The sequence below is a fragment of the Streptomyces avermitilis MA-4680 = NBRC 14893 genome, assembly GCF_000009765.2.
Lineage (GTDB): Bacteria > Actinomycetota > Actinomycetes > Streptomycetales > Streptomycetaceae > Streptomyces > Streptomyces avermitilis.
This window is the reverse complement of the sequence record NC_003155.5, coordinates 1,076,368-1,092,851: the sequence shown is the minus strand read 5'-3', so window position 1 is coordinate 1,092,851 and position 16,484 is coordinate 1,076,368. Positions and strand designations below refer to the sequence as shown.

The following is a 16,484-nucleotide window of genomic DNA, read 5'->3' as shown; positions in this document are numbered from 1 at the left end:
TTTCCGTCTGGATGTGAACGGAAGACTCCGCCATGGACACCACCCCACTCCCCGCCCGCACCGAGGTCGCCATCGTCGGCGCCGGCCCCGCGGGCCTTGCGCTCGCCGTCACGCTCGCCGCCTCCGGCATCGACTTCGTCGTTCTGGACCGGCTGGCGGAGGGCGCGAACACCTCGCGTGCCGCCGTTGTGCATGCCCGCACCCTGGAGGTCCTGGACGAGCTGGGAGCCTCCGAGGAGCTGATCGCGCGCGGCATCCAGGTCACCCGGTTCGCCGTCCGTGACGGCTCCCGCCGGCTGCTGACCGTGCCGTTCGACAAGCTGCCCACAGCCCACCCGTACACGCTGATGGTTCCCCAGTACGAGACCGAGAGTGTGCTGCTGGCCCGGCTGCGGGCGCTCGGCGGTGATGTGCACCGCCCGCACGAGGTCACTTCGGTCGTCCAGGACGAGGACGGTGTGACGCTCACCATGAGCACCGGGCAGACGCTGCGCGCCGGGTACGCCGTCGGCACCGACGGCATGCACAGCACTGTGCGTGAAGCGTCGGGCATCGGGTTCACCGGTAGTGCCTACAGCGAGTCCTTCGTGCTCGCCGATGTCGTGATGGACTGGGCTCCGGGCCCCAGCGAGGTGTCGCTCACCTTCGGCACCGCGGGTCTCACCGTCGTCGCCCCGCTCCCCGGCGGCCACTACCGGGTCGTCGCCACCGTGGACGACGCTCCGGACACCCCCGACCTCGCCTTCGTCCAGCAGCTGTTGGACGAGCGCGCCCCCGGCCAGGCCAAGGTCACGGGCCTTGCCTGGTCCTCACGTTTCCGGGTGCACCACCGGGTCGCCGACCACTACCGGGTAGGCCGTGTGCTGCTGGCCGGAGACGCCGCGCATGTGCACAGCCCCGCCGGTGGTCAGGGGATGAACACCGGTATCCAGGACGGCCACGCCCTGGGCCGGGCGTTCGCCACCGGGCAGCTCGACGGCTACGAGGCCCGGCGCCGCCCGGTCGCCCAGCGGGTGGTCGCCTTCACCGACCGGATGACCCGCATCGCCACCACCCACAGCGCCATCGCCCGCGGCGCCCGCAACATCGTGCTTCCCCTGCTCGGCCACACGGGCCTGCCCAAGAAACTCGCCACCGAACTCGCCGAGCTCAACTACCGGTAGAGATACCCGTAGCGGTCACTTCGTTTCGAAGCCGCGGCGAGCGCCTGCGTCTTGCCCCGGAGCGCACCGTGGTGACGCGCGTTCAGGCACCAGGAGCAGCGTGCTGTCGCCGAAGACAGCATGGCCATCACCAACTGGCTCACGAAGTGCCGAGGATGATGTCTACTTCGCCAATCATCGCCGACCCGTGCCCGCTGACCGGCTCCAGTGCCGCTTGCGCGGCCGCTGGTTGCGGTCGCCGGGCGGCCGTCACGCTGAATGGCCTTCAGTTGCCGTGAACCGGCTGGCCTCACCGGGTGTGAGTAGTTGCGGTACGGGAAATCCCGGTGAGATTGATCTGGCCTTGTTTACCGGCCTGGCCGGACTGGTAGTCGCCGCTGTCCAGGGGCACCGTCACCAGGGCACCGGGCCGTCCTCACTGAAGAACCCGCCGGTCGGCCCGTCCGCGCCGAGCGTGGCCAGGCGCACCAGGGCCGCGGCGCCCTGCGCGACCGTAAGGTACCCGCTGTGGTTGTTGATCTCCGTGTCGACGTAGCCGGGGTCGGCGGCGTTGACGAGAAAGCCGTTCTTCCGCAGTTCGTTGGCGTATTGCACGGTCAGCGCGTTCAGCGCGGTCTTGGAGGGCGTGTACGCGGCCGACGTCGGCAGCCCCGTGAGCGGGCCGTCCGGGTCACTGGCGATGGTCAGCGACCCGGCGGCGCTGCTGACGTTGACGATCCGCGGCGCCGGTGACCGCCGCAGCAGCGGGAGCATGGCGTTGGTCACCGCGATCACCCCGAAGACGTTGGTCTCGAACACCGCCCGGACCATGTCCAGGTTCACGGAGCTGGGGACTTGATCGTGGGCGTCTTCGGGTGAGACCTGTCCGGAGCCGGTGATGCCGGCGTTGTTGATCAGCACGTCGAGGTGGCCGAAGCGCTCGTCGATCTGCTGTGCGGCCGCCCGGGCGGTGGCCTGGTCGGTGACGTCCAAGGTGACCTGGTGCGCGTTGCCGCCTGCCGCGCGCAACGCCGCAGCGGCTTCCTCGCCACGCCGTGGGTCTCGGGCGCCGATCAGGACCGTCATGCCCAGCGCGGCGAGTTGCTCGGCAGCCGCCCGGCCGATCCCCTTGTTCGCCCCGGTGATCAGCGCGATCTTCTGGTGTGTGGCGTGTTCGATCACGGCCAGCTCCTTGCTGGGGGATGGTGGTGTCCAGCGACTTGCGCAGGGACCCGAAGCCGCCGCCTCGATTGAGGGAGGTCGGTCGAGGGAGGTCGGTGACGATGGAGATCAGGTCCTGCTGCCGGTGCAGTAGGCAGCGGGTTCGGTGATCGGACCGACAGGCCGGTCCGTACCCCGGCGCGGGGCCGGGGCACGGACCGCCACCGTTCGCACAGCGGCTTCGACTTGTAGGGGATGGGCTTTTCGCCGTTCAGGCAGCAGCCGGGGATGCCGCGCGCAGCGGGCCGAGCGCCTTCGCCCACGCCAGCAGCTCGTCGACCAGCCCGTGTACCTCCGCGACATGCAGTTCCTGCGGCTGGAAGTCGGCAAAGGCCACGAAGTCCTCGCGTAGCGACAGCGCCACCTGAGGCCCGATGTCCGCCATTCGCAACGGGCCCGCCTGCGCGCGCAGCTTCTGTACGGCCATGACCGCGCCGAAGATGCCGTAGCCGACGTAAGCGACCGCCTTGCCGCCCCACTCTTCGTAGAGGTAGTCGATGGCATTGGTCAGGGCGGCGGGCGGGGCGGTGTTGTACTCGGGTGTGACGACGATGAAGGCGTCGCACGAGCCGATCCGCTCGGCCCATCGCCGGGTGTGCGGCTGCCGGCCCGGCGCCATGGCCGCCGGCACGGGCTCGTCGAGCAGCGGCAGCGCGTGGTCCTTCAGGTCCACGAGCTCGAAGTCCGCGGCGTCGCCCGCGTGTTCAGCCGCCAGATCCCGCACCCATTGGGCCACCCGGTCGCCGTTCCGGCCGGGGCGGGTGCTGCCGATGATGATGCCGATCCTGATCATGTCCGATTCTCCTGTTCTGGTTCTGGTGCGCTGAACCTGTGGCTGCTTGGTTTCTTGTCGGGGCGCGGCAAGCCGTCGCCGCCGCTGCTTCCCCGAGGGGTTTTCCGGCCCGCCTGCCGCACCCGGCACCACGGGTCCGCAGCGCAGTGAGCTCTTCGGGTCACTCCGGGTCCGGACGGACCTGCTGCGTTTCGCGCAGGACCGCCCACGCGTCCGCCACGGGGCCCAGGTGCCCGAGCTTGTCGGGGTTGCTCACCGTGCGGATCGCCTGGATCTGCCCGCCGAGGATGTCGAGTGTCCAGGTGTTGAGGACCTTGCCGTCCCGGTCGCGGAAGAGCGCGCCCGGCTGACCGTTCACCTGGTGCGGGTCCACGACGCCGCCGATCCGGAAGAACGGCGGGAAGAGGGTGGCCAGCATCTGGGACACCTGGCCGACGCCGAAGAAGCCCCTGGCCCACTGCGGGGCCTTGCCGCCGCCGTCCCCGACCAGCGACACGTCGGCGGCGAGGAGTTCCCGCAGCCCGTCGACGTTCCCCTCCCGCAAGGCCTCGAAGAACCGCTCGGCGAGCTCCTCGCGCTCCTTGCGGTCGGCCTCGAACCGGGGCCGGCCCGCGTCCATGTGGCGGCGCGCCCGCACCGCGAGCTGGCGGCACGCCGCCTCCGACCTGCCCACCGCCGAGGCGATCTCCGGGAAGCCGAAGGCGAACACCTCCCGCAGCACGAAGACCGCCCGCTCGAGCGGGCTGAGCCGCTCCAGCAGCAACAGGGCCGCCATCGACAGCGAGTCGGCCAGCTCCGCCGACTGCTCCGGGTCCTCGTAGGGGTCGGTGAGCAGTGGCTCGGGGAACCACGGCCCGACGTACTCCTCCCGCCGCATGCGGGCCGAGCGCAGCACGTCGATGGAGACCCGGGTGACCACGGCCGACAGGAACGCCCTGGCTGACGCGGGCCTGGCCGGGGAGAGCTCGTAGCGCAGCCAGGTCTCCTGGACCGCGTCCTCGGCCTCGCTCACGCTGCCCAGGATCCGGTAGGCGACGGAGAACAGCAGCGGCCGCAGCTCTTCGAACTCCTCGGTCCGGGTCACGACAGCCCTTCCTTGAAGCCCTGTCGCCACGACGGATAGCGCAGCTCCCAGCCGAGCTCCCGCTTGGCCTTGGCGTTGGAGAAGCCGCGGCCCTCGGTCATCATCGTCACCACCACATCTCCGGCCAGCAGCCGGGCCAGCCACCTGGGGACCCGCATCGGCGGCTTCGCCCCCGCGCACGCCGCCAGCCAGGGCAGCCATTCGCTCTCCGGGGCCGGTTCGTCGTCGACGATGTTGAACACCCCTCTCGTCTTCTGCTCCACGGCCAGGACCGTGGCGCTCGCCGCGTCGTCGAGATGCACCCACGAGGCGTAGCCGGTGCCGTCCCCGACCAGCGGGAACTGCCGCTTGCGCACGAGCACGAGCTGGTCGTCGGTGGCGCCCGGTCCGTAGAACGCGCCGTAACGCATCACCGCGCCGTCGGCCTTGAGAACCGCGTCCTCGACGTGGCGGAGCGCCGCCATCGCCGTATACGCAGCCGTCCCCTCGTGCAGGTCCAGCGCGTCCTCCTCGGTCTTCACCCATCCGCCCTCGCGGATTCCGTTCCAGTTGGCGTATCCCTGCGCGACGAAGTGCGCTACGCCGGTCGCCTCGGCCGCGGCCAACAGGTGGTCCGTCCCCTCGGTGCGCAGCCGGACGGTGGGGACGGACCACCGGTCGAAATGCTTCAGGTCGGGCTTGCCGGCGTGCGCCATGGAAATGCCGGTCATCTGGTGCACGATCACGTCCGGCCGGGCGGCCGCCACCGCCTCACCGACGGACACCGCGTCCAGCCCGTCCATCACCACCGCCTCGCCACCCAGGCGCTCCACCAGGCCGAGTTTGGCTGCGCTCGTCGTCGTGGCCGTCACCTGGTGGCCACGAGCCACGAGCTGCGGCACCAGCCGCCGTCCCAGGACCCCGGTCCCGCCCGCCACGAACACCCGCATGACCATCACCTTCCTGTTCCCGAAGTTCGTCTCCGAGACCTGAGACGAGACAGCCCCGCCGTCTGTGACATCAGAGCAGCGGCGGGACGGGTGGCGAGCACGTGCCGCCGGTTCAGGGTGCGGTGCGGTGCGGTGTGACTGTGTCTCGCCTGGACGACCGTGAACGGAGCTGGATGAGACGGAAACTGAGACGGGCGGGTGTGGCAGGAGTGGTACGACGCAATGTGCTGCCGGTGGCGCGATGAGGCATGGTGCGCGAGATGCCGAGGGGGGACTGTGAGGGCAGGGTGAGCGAAGCGCTCCTGTCGACCAGGGCCTGTCCGGCGGATCTTCGTGGCGTCCCCGGTCGCATATGCTGAGGCCGTCGCTTCTGATACCCGGCGCCCCGTCAAGGAAGGCCAGTTGACTCCGCATTCCCTTGCGTTCTACATGGACGTGGTCGCCTCCGGAACGGTGCTCGGTGCCCATCCGACGGACAGTCCCGACCGGGTGACCGCGATGCTGGGTTCCGATTTCGCCGAGAACTCCCTTGACGACCACAGCATGTGGCGCGACTACGGAATGGCTGAGTTCTTCTGGATTCGGGAAACACCGGACCATCCTTGGGAGGGGCACCACTTCACCTTGCAGGTGCACCGGCTGTCGTACTCGGGCGGCAGCATCGTCAACAGGGCAATTCGCGACCGGTACGGGCGCTTCGACCGCCACCTCCGGTTCGACAAACTGGAGCGGCTGCTGGGGAAGCACGGTGCACCCCTGGAAGACGCCCCGGACGTGAATGCTCCGACCTTCACACGGCACTGGCAGCCTGCTTCACAGGTGTCCGTCATGGTGTTCCGGGCTCACGAAGAATGGCGACAGCGTCGGCGCGGCGACGACCGTATCGGAGATGTGTACGCCATCCAGTCACCCGCGCGACACCGAGGACCAGGCCGTGCTGCGCCCGCTGCCCCGTAAGCGGTCCGCGCCCCCGTACGAGCGGGTCCGCCATGGGCACTCTCGCGAGCCGTGCTGTCGGAGGCGGCTTGTACCCTGCACTCATTCGACGATCGGACGATCACGGGTCCGGGCATGCGGGCACGGGGCGGGCGTCCAGGGGCGGGAGCGCGGGGATTTCGATGAGTGACGCACATCCGATACGAAGCCGCGAACCGGGCCTCTCGGTCGGCGCGCGCATCATCGCCGTGGTCGTCCTCGTCGCGATCGGGGCCGTCAGCGCCTGGCTCCAGCACGACGCTCGCGGCCGAGATGCGGAGCCGCGTACGGAGTTCACCGCGAGCAACCCGCCCGCCGGTCTGCCCACCGCGCTCACCACCGGCCAGCACCTCCGCTGGTCCCGCTGCACCTCGCCGCCCACCGCGCGCACGGGCTACGACTGCGCCACCATGAAGGCCCCCCTCGACTACCGGAAACCGGACGGCAGGACGATCGACGTCGCCCTGATCCGCCGCAAGGCCACCGGCCCGAACGCCCGGCGCATCGGCTCGCTCGTCCTCAACTTCGGCGGCCCCGGCGTGTCCGGCGTGAGCGGACTGCCCGAGTTCCTCAACCAGTACGAGCCGCTCCTCGACCGCTACGACCTGGTCTCCTTCGACCCGCGCGGCGTCGGCGCGACCATCCCCGTGCGCTGCGGGAAGACCGCGGACGACGGGGCCGACGCCTGCGCCGAGCACTCCGGGGCGCTCCTCCCGTACATCGGCACCTCGCACACCGCGCGCGACCTCGACCTGATGCGCTACCTCCTCGGCGACGAGCGGCTGCACTACTTCGGCGTCTCGTACGGAACGGCGCTCGGCGCGGTCTACGCCCACCTGTACCCGTCGCACGTCGGACGGCTCGTCCTCGAAGCATCCGTCGATCCGACCGAGGACCTCGACGAGGAGCAGGTGTCGCAGGTCAAGGCGGTCCAGGCGGCGTTCGACCGGTTCGCCGCGCACTGCGCTGCCCGTATCCGCCACTGCCCGACCGGCGACGGGCCCGAGGAGGCCGCTCGACGCATGGCGCGCCTGGCCGACCGTCTGAAGAAGAAGCCCGCCCCGGCCGGCGGCGGAAGGAACCTCGACGCCGACGACCTCGCGCACGCAGTCAGCGAGCATCTCCGCCTCGGCACGGACGGCTGGGCGCCGCTCGCCAAGGCTCTGACCGCGCTGATCGACCACAGCGACGGCCGTCCGCTGAGCAAGAGCGCGGACGACATCGGCTCCGCCGACCGAGCGGCGACCCCACGCGACGACAGCCACGCCGCCCGGACCGCGATCACCTGCGCGGACTCCAGCCTGCGCCCGGACTTCGAACGTCTCGACCGGGACAAGGCCCGCGTCACAGCCGCCTCACCCGTCTTCGGCGCTGCCTGGTCCACCGGCGTCTACCTCTGTTACGACTGGCCGTTCGACGGCGAGCGCACCACGCTCCAGGTGAACGCCGACGGCGCGGCCCCCGTCCTGGTGGTCGGCGGCACCGGCGACCCGATCACCCCCTACCCCGGCGCCCGCCACATGGCCCGCGCCCTGGGCGACGGCGTCGGCGTCCTCCTGACGGCCGAGGAGGAGGGCCACGGCACCTACCCGCAGAACCGCTGCGTCAAGGAGACGGTCGACCACTACCTCCGCACGGGCCGCACCCCGGCCCCGGGGACGGTGTGCCGGGGCAGCATGTCCTGAGGCTACCGAACCCCGACCGAGGAGGAGTGGGACGCTTTCCTCGCCCACTTCGAGAAGCGGAAGGTGTCCATCGGCACCTGCGCTCGCGCCTTCGGATCCCCTTGTGTTCATGAGCACGCTTGTGTCAGATGCTCACTCCTCCGACCGGATCCGGCCCAACGGACAGGGCTCGTCGACATCCGCGACAACCTCATCGCGCGCATCGACGAAGCCGAGCGCGAAGGCTGGCTGGGCGAAGTCGAGGGACTCCAGGTCAGCCTCACCGGAGCAGAGGAGAAACTTGCCCAGCTCGACCGCCGCCGCGGCAGTCACGCCGTCGTCGACCTCGGCATTCCCACCCCATCCAGAGGCGCGAAGGACTCAACAGCAAAGGGAGACTGCTGAAACGGCTTCTGCGATCTTCGGCTTCGTGGGGGTCCTACTCGGCTCCTTCATTACGTCCGTCTTGCTCGAACCTGTTCAAGGCCGTCTACGAAGAACTTGACCGGATGCTCATCGAGTTCCACGAATCAGGCTCGTGGCCTACCCGCGAGTGGGAGACACCAACGGCTGAAGGCTGGTCGGAGGCTCTGCTCCAACTTCAACTCTTGGCAGCTCGGGTCCATAACGAGGGTCTGCGTGAACTCGCCCAGGAAATTCAGCATGCCGCGGGTGACGCGATCTGGGCGGCCGACCTCAACACCGCGCGCCAGCACTCCGAGCGCCTAGAGCCGCCCGAATCACCGAAGCCGAACAGGAGGGATGGCTCGGTGAGATCGAGGGACTGCAAGTCAGCCTGGCCAGCGCAGAGGAGAAGATCACCCAGCTTGACGCAGAGCAGGTCCGTCAACACCAAGTGATCGATCTCGGCATGCCCAGCTTCAGCCAGATCGCGACACGGATCAGTACGGCAAGAGGGCCATCAAGTTAACCAATTGACCAAACTCAGGAGCAGTCGGTGGACGTCAGCTACTTCGATGCCCACGGGCACGTCCCGCTGCGCGTGGCCCTGCTGCTGGCCGCGGTGGGGGCATCCTGCTCACCACGCTGGCGGGCAGCGCGCGGATCATGCAGTTGCGCGCGACCGCCCGCAAGCACCGCCGGGCCGACCACAGGGCTGTGAAGGCCGGGGCCAAGGACTCGTCGAAGGCCCGGCGGTAGCCCGGACTACCGGGAGCCCGCCACAGGCTGCCGCTTGTAGAAGGACTCCTCCAGGTAGGCGGCCTCGTGCGGCTGGTAGGGCTCCTCCAAGTAGGCGGCCTCGTCTTCGTCGAGTTCGACGTCCACCGCGGCGACCGCGTCGGCCAGCTGGGCCGGCTTGGTGACCCCGACGATGGGCGAGGTCACCGCCGGGTTGCGCATGACCCAGGCCAGGGCGACCTGGGCCGGGGACAGACCCCGCTTGCCCGCGATCTCGTGGACGCGCTCGGCCACTGCCTGGTCCTCGTCGCGGTAGAGGATCTTGCCGCCCGCGTCGGTCTCGGCACGCGCCGTGGCGGTGTCCCGGGCCCGCGTCAGCCTGCCCCGCGCCAGCGGGCTCCACGGGATCACGCCGATGCCCTGGTCGGCGCAGAGCGGGATCATCTCCCGCTCTGCTTCTCGGTGGATGAGGTTGTAGTGGTCCTGCATCGACGCGAACCGGGTCCAGCCGTTCAGGTCCGCCAGGTACAGGGCCTTGGCGAACTGCCAGGCGTACATGGAAGAGGCTCCGATGTAGCGGACCTTCCCGGACTTGACCGCGTCGTGCAGCGCCTCGAGGGTTTCCTCGATCGGGGTGTCGTAGTCCCAGCGGTGGATCTGGTACAGGTCGATGTAGTCGGTCCCCAGTCGCTTCAGGGAGGCGTCGAGCTCGGCGAAGATCGCCTTGCGGGACAGCCCGGCGCCGTTCGGGCCGGGGCGCATCCGCATCCAGACCTTGGTGGAGAGAACGACCTCCTCGCGCCGGGTGAAGTCCTTGACCGCCTGGCCGACGATCTCCTCGCTGCTTCCGGCGCTGTACCCATTGGCCGTGTCGAGGAAGTTGACGCCGCCCTCGAGGGCCTGCTTGATGATGTCCCGACTGGCGTCCGCGCCCAGCGACCAGGGCTCGCCGCCCCGGTCCGGCTCGCCGAAGCTCATGCAGCCGAGGGTGATGGCGGAGACTTCCAGTCCGGTCGTTCCGAGTTTGATGTATCGCATGCTTCCGAACCTAGGAGTTGGACTGCGCTCCAACGCAAATATGTCTTGGTCCGGAATTCGGAAGCGTGTGGCATGTGTGCCCTGTCAGGTTTCGACCGTTTCGGCCAGACATACCAGAGAACCGAGTGGTAGCGAGTAACGAACTGTCAATTCTCGGCCGAGCGCGTGGGGCACTACTCAGCCCCCCGACGGCAAAGCGCCCTCGCGGGTCCGTCGCCACGACCGATCATCGCTCGATCACTAAGAGATTCCGCTGGCCCGGGCGGCGGTATCACGGCGCTCGCGACGGCGCCCCTACAACTGCCGTTCATGATCGGGTGGCCGTTCCGCACCCCGCATCGCCGGCCTCTCGCATGCGCGTCTCCATCGACTTGCTCCGGTTGTAGGGGTCGACCTCGGGGCCGTCTCCTGGGCTCGAAGTCGCGCGCTCCGCATCGAACTTGGGGGTGAGGTAGCCGGTGAGGGTATCGCAGCCGCCGTTGGTGGTGTCCACCTTGTAGGAGACGAGGGAGAACGTACCCGGCTCGATGACGACCTTCGCCGGGTCGTCCCAACTCATCACGACCTCACGGCGCACGATCGTGCGCGCGACTTCGTCGCTTCCCGCTGCAGCGCGTACGACCGGATATACGTACGTGACGTCGGTGGTCACCTCGACCGCACCGCGCTTGCCTTCTCGGTAGGTGATCCGCCCTCGTGTCTTGACCACATCCCCGACAAGCCGCACTTTCGCCTTCTCGAACCGACTGAACAGCAGCCGAGGATCGTTCTCACGGCTTGGCGAACGGAACGCGGTCGCCAGGTAGTCCTGGACATCCTGCTGATGAGGATTGATCAACGCGATCGCCTTCTTCGGCTTGTCCCCGCGCAGCACGCCAGGATCCAGACTGGACGCGTTGAGGAAGTCCCGGGTCCTCTCGAGTGCTTGTGCGACCTGTGCCTTGCTCATCCAGCCGGTCGCCTGTGGCTTGGGCAGACCGATCCCATCCGTCCCGTCACCCCACTGCGCCGCGGGCGACCCCTTGAACGGCTCCTCCAAGGTCGCTTGTTGGGCTGCTGCTTCCGTCGGTGGCGGTTGATCCGGGCGTTCCGATTCCACGGCGAGCGGCGAACTCTCGCCACCCCCGCCGCCGAACCATCCAGTCACCCGCCCTGGATCCAGAGCCACGACCAGCAGGGCGACCGCAGCCAGCAGACCGATCGCGTACCAGCCCTTGCCTCTTTGCCGCCGGGCCGGTTGATGACTCCGCCTCGGCTCCGGTCGGTCGGTCTCCTCCCGGCGCCGCGCCGCCATGCGGGCTCGCGCCGACGGCTCCTCGGGCGCGCCCTCGGTCCCCGCTTCGGCTTCGCGAAGGAAGCGCTCCCACTCTTCGTCCGGTATGGACTCCCCACCCTTGCCCACGACGGGCCCCGCCCTTCTCGCGCACGCGGGCCCTCCCCAGGGCCGGCCATTTTTTATGCATCATCACACAGCTCGACTTGAGCCCATGACCGCCCCGGTGGATCTCCGGTGGCTCCCTACCGTTGCACCGAGCTGAGCACCGCCTCAGGAGTTCGATCTCTTCTCGGCACCGCCGGGAAACCATCCGGCCACGCTGGTCATGCCCGACTGTGCAGGAGCTCTGGCGTTCGGCGCCGTTGGCCTCACTCGTGGATGTCGGAACGGCGCAACCGTGCTCGTTCGCCGGCACGATGGGCTGTGGCTGACCTGGAGCGCATCAAAGCAGGGAGCGTCGCCTACTTCCGAGCACTCGAGTCGAAAATCCACCTCCTCGGCGACCGCAACGGCCTGCCCCTGGACCAGCAGCCCGGCCGATGCACCCGCCCGCGTCAGGCCCTCCGTGGGCAAGTCACCGCGTCAGCGCCGGACACGGCGACCTCGTCCAGTGCTGGTGCCCGCGCCGGTTTCAGGGACCGGCAGAGACAGCAGCACGGTTTCGCAACCACGCTGCCTCTGTGGTTGTGAGATTCGGGTCGGCCAGCTTGGCGTTGACCGCCTCCTGGACCCGCGGGGTGGGATCAGTTGCGCAGCCGTCCTGGATAGCTCGCAGAAGTAGCCCCCGCCCCAGACGTGCGGCGAGCCCGGGGACGTCGGCGCTGCCGACGGTCACCATGGTCATCGCCACATCGGCAGCGGGATCACCAGCGCCCGCATTGCTCCAGTCGATCACCACGGGGCCGCGCCCGGTCAGAATGACGTTGCCTGGATGCAAGTCCAGGTGCAGCACCCGGTCATCTCCTCCAGTGCCGAACCGCTTGGGCAGCCATGCCGGTGCCGGCAGCCCATGGAGTCGATCGTGGAGGTCGCCCAGCATTCGACCGAGCCCACGCACCCGCCACGGGCGCTGTGCCAGGGCCTCCAGCATCGTCGGTCCGGTCAGCCGCTCAAGCACCAGGTCGCTGTCACTGACCTCGTACACCTTCGGCACCGGATACCCACACGCAGTCAGGTGAGCCATCAAGCGTGATTCCAGATCGGTTGGCCGCCCCTCGTACCGATACCGTCGCAGCACCCTGGACTCGTCCAGGGCAAACACATCGGCTTCCCGCCCCCGTGCGATCAACTCCATGCCGGGCAGTCTGTCTTGACAACCCATCGCCTGCCAAGAGCAATAGAGCGAACGTTGCCTGCTACGGCGCTAGCCGGCAGTGGCGTGCTCATCCAGGCGGCGGGCGAGCGCGCGCACGAGATCGCGCAGGGCGGCGGGGCGTTCGATGACGAATGGGCGGTCGAGGGCGGCGAGTACGGGGGGAATCCAGTCCAGCCGTTCGGCCCGGATCCCGACGTGGACCCATCCGACGCGTTCGTCGGCTGCCGCGAGGGCACTTGGGCCGTCGGACGAGGTATCGCCGGTATCGGCCAGGTTGGCGTCGTCGGGTGTGGCCGTGGCCGGGATCACGGACAGGGTCGCGATGTCCGCCGGGAGACGGCTGCGGATGTGCTGGACGCTGTCCTGAATGCGCAAAGACACCTCGTGGGTCCACGGCGTGTGCGCGAGGCTTTCCAGCACTGTGGCCGCCGGGTCGAATCCCGCCGGGACGACGAACGAACCGGACTGCACGGTCATGGCAGCGATCCGGTCCAGGCGGAAGGTGCGTACCTCGCCGCCGGCCGGGTCGGCGCCGGTCAGGTACCACCGTCCGGAATGCGCCACGAGACCGTAGGGCAGGACGGTGCGGTCGCTGCCGCGGCCCTTTCGGTCGGTGTAGCTGATCGCCACCGGCCGCCGATGACGTGCGGCCTCGGCGAGGTCGAGCAGGACACCTGCTTCCGGTGCGGTGCCGGAACGGGGACGCGCCGTGAAGTCGGCCGTCTCCAGCAGCGACTCCAGCCGCCGCCCGAGGGCTTTGGGCAGTACCCGCCGCAGTTTCGCCGCGGCACTCTCGCTCGCCGCGGCCGACGTGGTGACCAGACCGGCCCTTTGCCCGGCCAGGAGGCCGAGCAGAATGGCCAGGGCCTCTTCGTCGGTCAGCATCAGCGGCGGCATCCGATAGCCAGGAGCGAGCCGGTAGCCGCCGTAACGGCCACGTACCGAGTCGACGGGCACACCGAGATCCAGCAGGTGTCCGACGTAACGGCGGACAGTGCGTTCGTCGACGTTCAGGCGGGCGGCCAGGTCAGGGACGGTGCGGATGCCGCCTTCCTGAAGGATCTCCAGCAGGGCCAGCACTCGGGCGGTCGATGTAGTCACCCACGAAGTCTGCCTCGGATACCGGGCGGAAACTGTCCGGTATTGCCCCTAGCGTACGCGGAGTCCCTCCATTCGGAACCGAACCACCCCAGGCAGGAAGCCACTCATGAACTTCGTTTCGATCCGCGTGATCACCGACGACGTCGCTCGTCTTGTCGAGTTCTACGAACAGGTCACCGCCGTTTCGGCGACGTGGTCGACCCCCGACTTCGCCGAAATCGTGACGCCGTCGTGCACGCTGGCGGTCGCGAGCAGCCGCACCGTGGCGCTGTTCGGCTCTGGTTCCGCCCGCCCGGCATCCAATCGCTCGCTGATCACCGAATTCCGCGTCGCCGACGTCGACGCGGAATACCAGCGTCTGACGCCCCTCGGCTGCGAGTTCGTCCAGACGCCGACGACCATGCCGTGGGGCAACCGATCCCTCCTCTTCCGGGACCCGGACGGGAATCTGATCAACTTCTTCACGCCCGTCACCCCCGACGCCGTGCGGAGGCAGGACCGCTGAGGGATCCCGTCGAACGTGAAGCCCGTATCGGGAGCGATCCGGTGACCGTACGAAGACGGGCGCGTCCCGGGCGAACCCGGCCCGGCGCTTCACCGCTCGGGCCGGACAGCCGCCGATGGCCTACCCGCGGGAATGGCGCCTGGCCCTGGCCACCGACCTGCCGCGCGAACCCGGAGCGAGTACCGGACACGCGGGGCAGGAGCGGAGAGCTGACGGGTTCCCGCACATGTCCGTGTTCTTGATCACGGGTCCGCGATTGACGGGACACCCGGCTGATTTCCGTACCCACCCGTGACGACCGAACCTCGGATGCAAAGATGAGGCCGTCATGACTGCTGGGTGGTGTTGTCGCACGGTACGGGCCGCGTTGTTCGCGGCCGTCTGTGTGCTGCTCGCCGCCCTGGGGCACGTGATGATGTCCGGTACCGCAGTGCCCTGGTGGGCGATGACGGTCGCGGCCCTGGTGACGGGTGGCACGGGCTGGTGCCTGGCCGGTCGTGAGCGGGGGCTTGCGCTGATCGTGTCCGTGGTGGTTGTCGCCCAGGGGGCGCTCCACTCGGCGTTCTCTGTCGCTCAGTCAGCTGCCCACTCTGCGGGCTCGGTTGGCGCGGACAGCATGCCGAAGGGCTCCATGGGGTCCGACATGAGTTCCGTGCACATGGACTCCGTGCACATGGACTCCATGGACATGGGGAACATGGGCGCGGGCCACTTGGCTCACCTGGGCCACGACATGGGCGGCGGCTCCTCGTTCGGCATGCTCGCCGCTCACTCGGCGGCCGCGCTGCTGTGCGGGCTGTGGCTGGCGTACGGCGAGCGTGCCGCCTTCCGCATCCTGCGAGCCCTGGCCGGCCGCCTGGCGGCACCGCTGCGGCTGCTGCTCGCCCTGCCGACGCCGGCGCACCGTCCGCGTATCCGCGTACGCCGAGGCTCCTCGGACCGGACGCCGCGGCGACTCCTTCTCGTGCACGCGATCACTTCTCGGGGCCCGCCCGTGGGGACCGCTGTCATCTGAGACAGCCGGTTCCCCGAGGCACCTCCGTTCTGTGGGTGCTTCGGGCATCGGTCGTACCTCCCGTACGGCCGTACCCCACTCGTGCGGCCGTACCTCCCGTACGGCCGTCCCCCACCCCGGACCACCGCGCCCTCGTGCCGGTCCGGATCACGGATGACCCGAGAAGGACACCTGGTGATCACTTCTGCCCTGCCCACCTCGCGCGCCGCATACGACCGACCGGCGTCGGCTGACGAGTCCATCACCGCATGGGCGCTGGCCGCCCGCGGCGGTGACCCGGAGGCGGTCGAGCGTTTCGTACGCGCCCTGCACCGCGATGTCGTGCGCTACGTCGCCCATCTCAGTGCGGACCCGCAGGCCGCCGACGACCTGGCCCAGGACACATTCCTGCGGGCGCTCGGCAGCCTGCACCGGTTCGAGGGACGTTCCTCGGCCCGTGCGTGGCTGATGTCCATCGCGCGCCGTGCCGTGGTCGACAGTTTTCGGCATGCCGCTGCCCGGCCGCGGCTGAGCGATATCCCCGATTGGCAGTTGGCGGTGGAGCTGGCCCAGCCGTGCGACCTGCCTGGCCTCGACGACGGCATCGCGCTCCTCGATCTGCTGGCCGTGCTGCCCGACGAACGCCGCGAGGCATTCGTCCTCACCCAGCTGATGGGGCTTCCCTACGCGGAGGCGGCCGAGGTCAGCGGCTGTCCCATCGGGACGGTCCGCTCCCGGGTCGCCCGCGCCCGGGCGACCCTCATCGGTCTGCTGACCGAGGCCGACGCGTCGGCTGCTCTGGCCGCCTGAGCGGAGGGGTGTCGGTGCCCTCAGGGCCTGGAGGAAGGATACCGACACCCCGTGCCTGCCGAACCGATCCCGAGTCCCTCCGCATGCACAACTGGGCAGCCTGACGCACCGGGACGCGCGCCCCGGCCACTTCGAGCAGCGCTGACCGGGGCGTGTGTCCGGGCCTGTTCCCTTCACCCAGTCCGTGCAGGCGGCTTCCATCCGGGCGCCGGGCGCGGCCGTCCACGAGCCGCCGTCCGGGGCGTAATGCAGGTACGTGGCGGGCCAGTTCTTGGTCTTCGTGTAGTAGAAGACGGTCGCCGTGTTCGCCTCGGCGGCCGCAGGCTCGGCGGCGGCCGCCGAGGCGGGGGAGGGGGTCGTCGTGGCCGACAGGGCGAGGAGGCCTGCCGCCAGAGCTCCCGCCGCGCGGGGGCGGGCGAGTGGTCGATGGCGTCTCATGCGCGTCTCCAGGGTCGCTGTGGGGAAAGTGATGCACCCACGCCTGCAACGCATCGCCT

15 protein-coding genes and 1 pseudogene are annotated in these 16,484 nt (G+C 69.3%); 6 read left to right on the top strand and 10 right to left on the bottom strand.

Translation table 11 applies throughout. The annotated features are described in order from the left end of the window. The first annotated feature begins 32 nt into the window (after nucleotides 1–32). Nucleotides 33–1,163: an FAD-dependent oxidoreductase gene (locus SAVERM_RS05040; RefSeq protein WP_010982350.1), complete on the top strand. Its 1,131-nt coding sequence runs from the start codon at nucleotides 33–35 to the stop codon at nucleotides 1,161–1,163. Nucleotides 1,164–1,556: 393 nt separating this feature from the next. Here SAVERM_RS05040 and SAVERM_RS05035 read toward each other — a convergent pair whose 3' ends face one another. From SAVERM_RS05035 to SAVERM_RS05020, 4 genes are all read right to left on the bottom strand, one after another. Then, entirely contained in the window at nucleotides 1,557–2,324 is a 768-nt protein-coding gene (locus SAVERM_RS05035) for an SDR family NAD(P)-dependent oxidoreductase (RefSeq protein WP_010982349.1), read from the bottom strand. Between the two features lie 250 nt (nucleotides 2,325–2,574). Then, nucleotides 2,575–3,156 (bottom strand): NADPH-dependent FMN reductase, encoded by a 582-nt coding sequence (locus SAVERM_RS05030; RefSeq protein ID WP_010982348.1) that lies wholly within the window; start codon nucleotides 3,154–3,156, stop codon nucleotides 2,575–2,577. 160 nt (nucleotides 3,157–3,316) lie between these two features. Next, a complete protein-coding gene (locus tag SAVERM_RS05025; protein ID WP_010982347.1) occupies nucleotides 3,317–4,240 on the bottom strand; it encodes an RNA polymerase sigma-70 factor in 924 nt (307 codons plus the stop codon). After that, complete coding sequence (locus SAVERM_RS05020) at nucleotides 4,237–5,175, bottom strand: NAD-dependent epimerase/dehydratase family protein (protein ID WP_010982346.1); 939 nt, start codon at nucleotides 5,173–5,175, stop codon at nucleotides 4,237–4,239. Before SAVERM_RS05020 ends, SAVERM_RS05025 begins: the two co-directional genes overlap by 4 nt. Nucleotides 5,176–5,571: 396 nt before the next feature. Between SAVERM_RS05020 and SAVERM_RS43040 the strand changes: the two genes are divergently transcribed. Then, a complete protein-coding gene (locus tag SAVERM_RS43040) occupies nucleotides 5,572–6,126 on the top strand; it encodes a hypothetical protein (protein ID WP_042492744.1) in 555 nt (184 codons plus the stop codon). Nucleotides 6,127–6,287: 161 nt separating this feature from the next. Further along, the gene (locus SAVERM_RS05010; protein ID WP_010982344.1) at nucleotides 6,288–7,829 is read left to right on the top strand and encodes an alpha/beta hydrolase; all 1,542 of its coding nucleotides are present in this window, start codon (nucleotides 6,288–6,290) and stop codon (nucleotides 7,827–7,829) included. Between the two features lie 132 nt (nucleotides 7,830–7,961). Here the strand turns inward: SAVERM_RS05010 and SAVERM_RS42680 are convergent, their stop codons facing one another. The 5 genes from SAVERM_RS42680 to SAVERM_RS04980 form a co-directional block, all read right to left on the bottom strand. Beyond that, nucleotides 7,962–8,141: a hypothetical protein gene (locus tag SAVERM_RS42680; RefSeq protein WP_037651588.1), complete on the bottom strand. Its 180-nt coding sequence runs from the start codon at nucleotides 8,139–8,141 to the stop codon at nucleotides 7,962–7,964. Between the two features lie 834 nt (nucleotides 8,142–8,975). After that, entirely contained in the window at nucleotides 8,976–9,986 is a 1,011-nt protein-coding gene (locus tag SAVERM_RS04995; RefSeq protein ID WP_010982342.1) for an aldo/keto reductase, read from the bottom strand. Nucleotides 9,987–10,293: 307 nt separating this feature from the next. Beyond that, complete coding sequence (locus SAVERM_RS04990; RefSeq protein WP_010982341.1) at nucleotides 10,294–11,388, bottom strand: hypothetical protein; 1,095 nt, start codon at nucleotides 11,386–11,388, stop codon at nucleotides 10,294–10,296. Between the two features lie 505 nt (nucleotides 11,389–11,893). After that, on the bottom strand, nucleotides 11,894–12,556 hold the full coding sequence (locus SAVERM_RS04985) for a phosphotransferase (protein ID WP_037651584.1): 663 nt from the start codon (nucleotides 12,554–12,556) through the stop codon (nucleotides 11,894–11,896). 69 nt (nucleotides 12,557–12,625) lie between these two features. Next, the gene (locus SAVERM_RS04980) at nucleotides 12,626–13,678 is read right to left on the bottom strand and encodes a helix-turn-helix transcriptional regulator (RefSeq protein ID WP_010982339.1); all 1,053 of its coding nucleotides are present in this window, start codon (nucleotides 13,676–13,678) and stop codon (nucleotides 12,626–12,628) included. Nucleotides 13,679–13,784: 106 nt separating this feature from the next. Here SAVERM_RS04980 and SAVERM_RS04975 point away from each other — a divergent pair, with 106 nt between their 5' ends. From SAVERM_RS04975 to SAVERM_RS04965, 3 genes are all read left to right on the top strand, one after another. Continuing rightward, the gene (locus tag SAVERM_RS04975) at nucleotides 13,785–14,183 is read left to right on the top strand and encodes a VOC family protein (RefSeq protein WP_010982338.1); all 399 of its coding nucleotides are present in this window, start codon (nucleotides 13,785–13,787) and stop codon (nucleotides 14,181–14,183) included. Between the two features lie 328 nt (nucleotides 14,184–14,511). Further along, entirely contained in the window at nucleotides 14,512–15,198 is a 687-nt protein-coding gene (locus SAVERM_RS04970; protein ID WP_010982337.1) for a hypothetical protein, read from the top strand. A gap of 174 nt (nucleotides 15,199–15,372) precedes the next feature. After that, nucleotides 15,373–15,987, top strand: coding sequence for a sigma-70 family RNA polymerase sigma factor (locus tag SAVERM_RS04965; protein ID WP_010982336.1), 615 nt, complete (start codon nucleotides 15,373–15,375; stop codon nucleotides 15,985–15,987). A 159-nt stretch (nucleotides 15,988–16,146) separates the two neighbouring features. On the opposite strand, the pseudogene SAVERM_RS39745 reads toward SAVERM_RS04965, so the two are convergent. Further along, nucleotides 16,147–16,425, bottom strand: a pseudogene (locus tag SAVERM_RS39745) (carbohydrate binding domain-containing protein); the annotation flags it as partial. Nucleotides 16,426–16,484 lie beyond the last annotated feature (59 nt).

What these genes read in the sequence shown, in the direction of transcription:
- SAVERM_RS05040 (WP_010982350.1), top strand. Translation starts at nt 33, where the DNA reads ATGGACACCACCCCACTCCCCGCCCGCACCGAGGTCGCCATCGTCGGC.
- SAVERM_RS05030 (WP_010982348.1), bottom strand. Translation starts at nt 3,156, where the DNA reads ATGATCAGGATCGGCATCATCATCGGCAGCACCCGCCCCGGCCGGAAC.
- SAVERM_RS05020 (WP_010982346.1), bottom strand. Translation starts at nt 5,175, where the DNA reads ATGGTCATGCGGGTGTTCGTGGCGGGCGGGACCGGGGTCCTGGGACGG.
- SAVERM_RS05010 (WP_010982344.1), top strand. Translation starts at nt 6,288, where the DNA reads ATGAGTGACGCACATCCGATACGAAGCCGCGAACCGGGCCTCTCGGTC.
- SAVERM_RS04995 (WP_010982342.1), bottom strand. Translation starts at nt 9,986, where the DNA reads ATGCGATACATCAAACTCGGAACGACCGGACTGGAAGTCTCCGCCATC.
- SAVERM_RS04985 (WP_037651584.1), bottom strand. Translation starts at nt 12,556, where the DNA reads ATGGAGTTGATCGCACGGGGGCGGGAAGCCGATGTGTTTGCCCTGGAC.
- SAVERM_RS04975 (WP_010982338.1), top strand. Translation starts at nt 13,785, where the DNA reads ATGAACTTCGTTTCGATCCGCGTGATCACCGACGACGTCGCTCGTCTT.
- SAVERM_RS04970 (WP_010982337.1), top strand. Translation starts at nt 14,512, where the DNA reads ATGACTGCTGGGTGGTGTTGTCGCACGGTACGGGCCGCGTTGTTCGCG.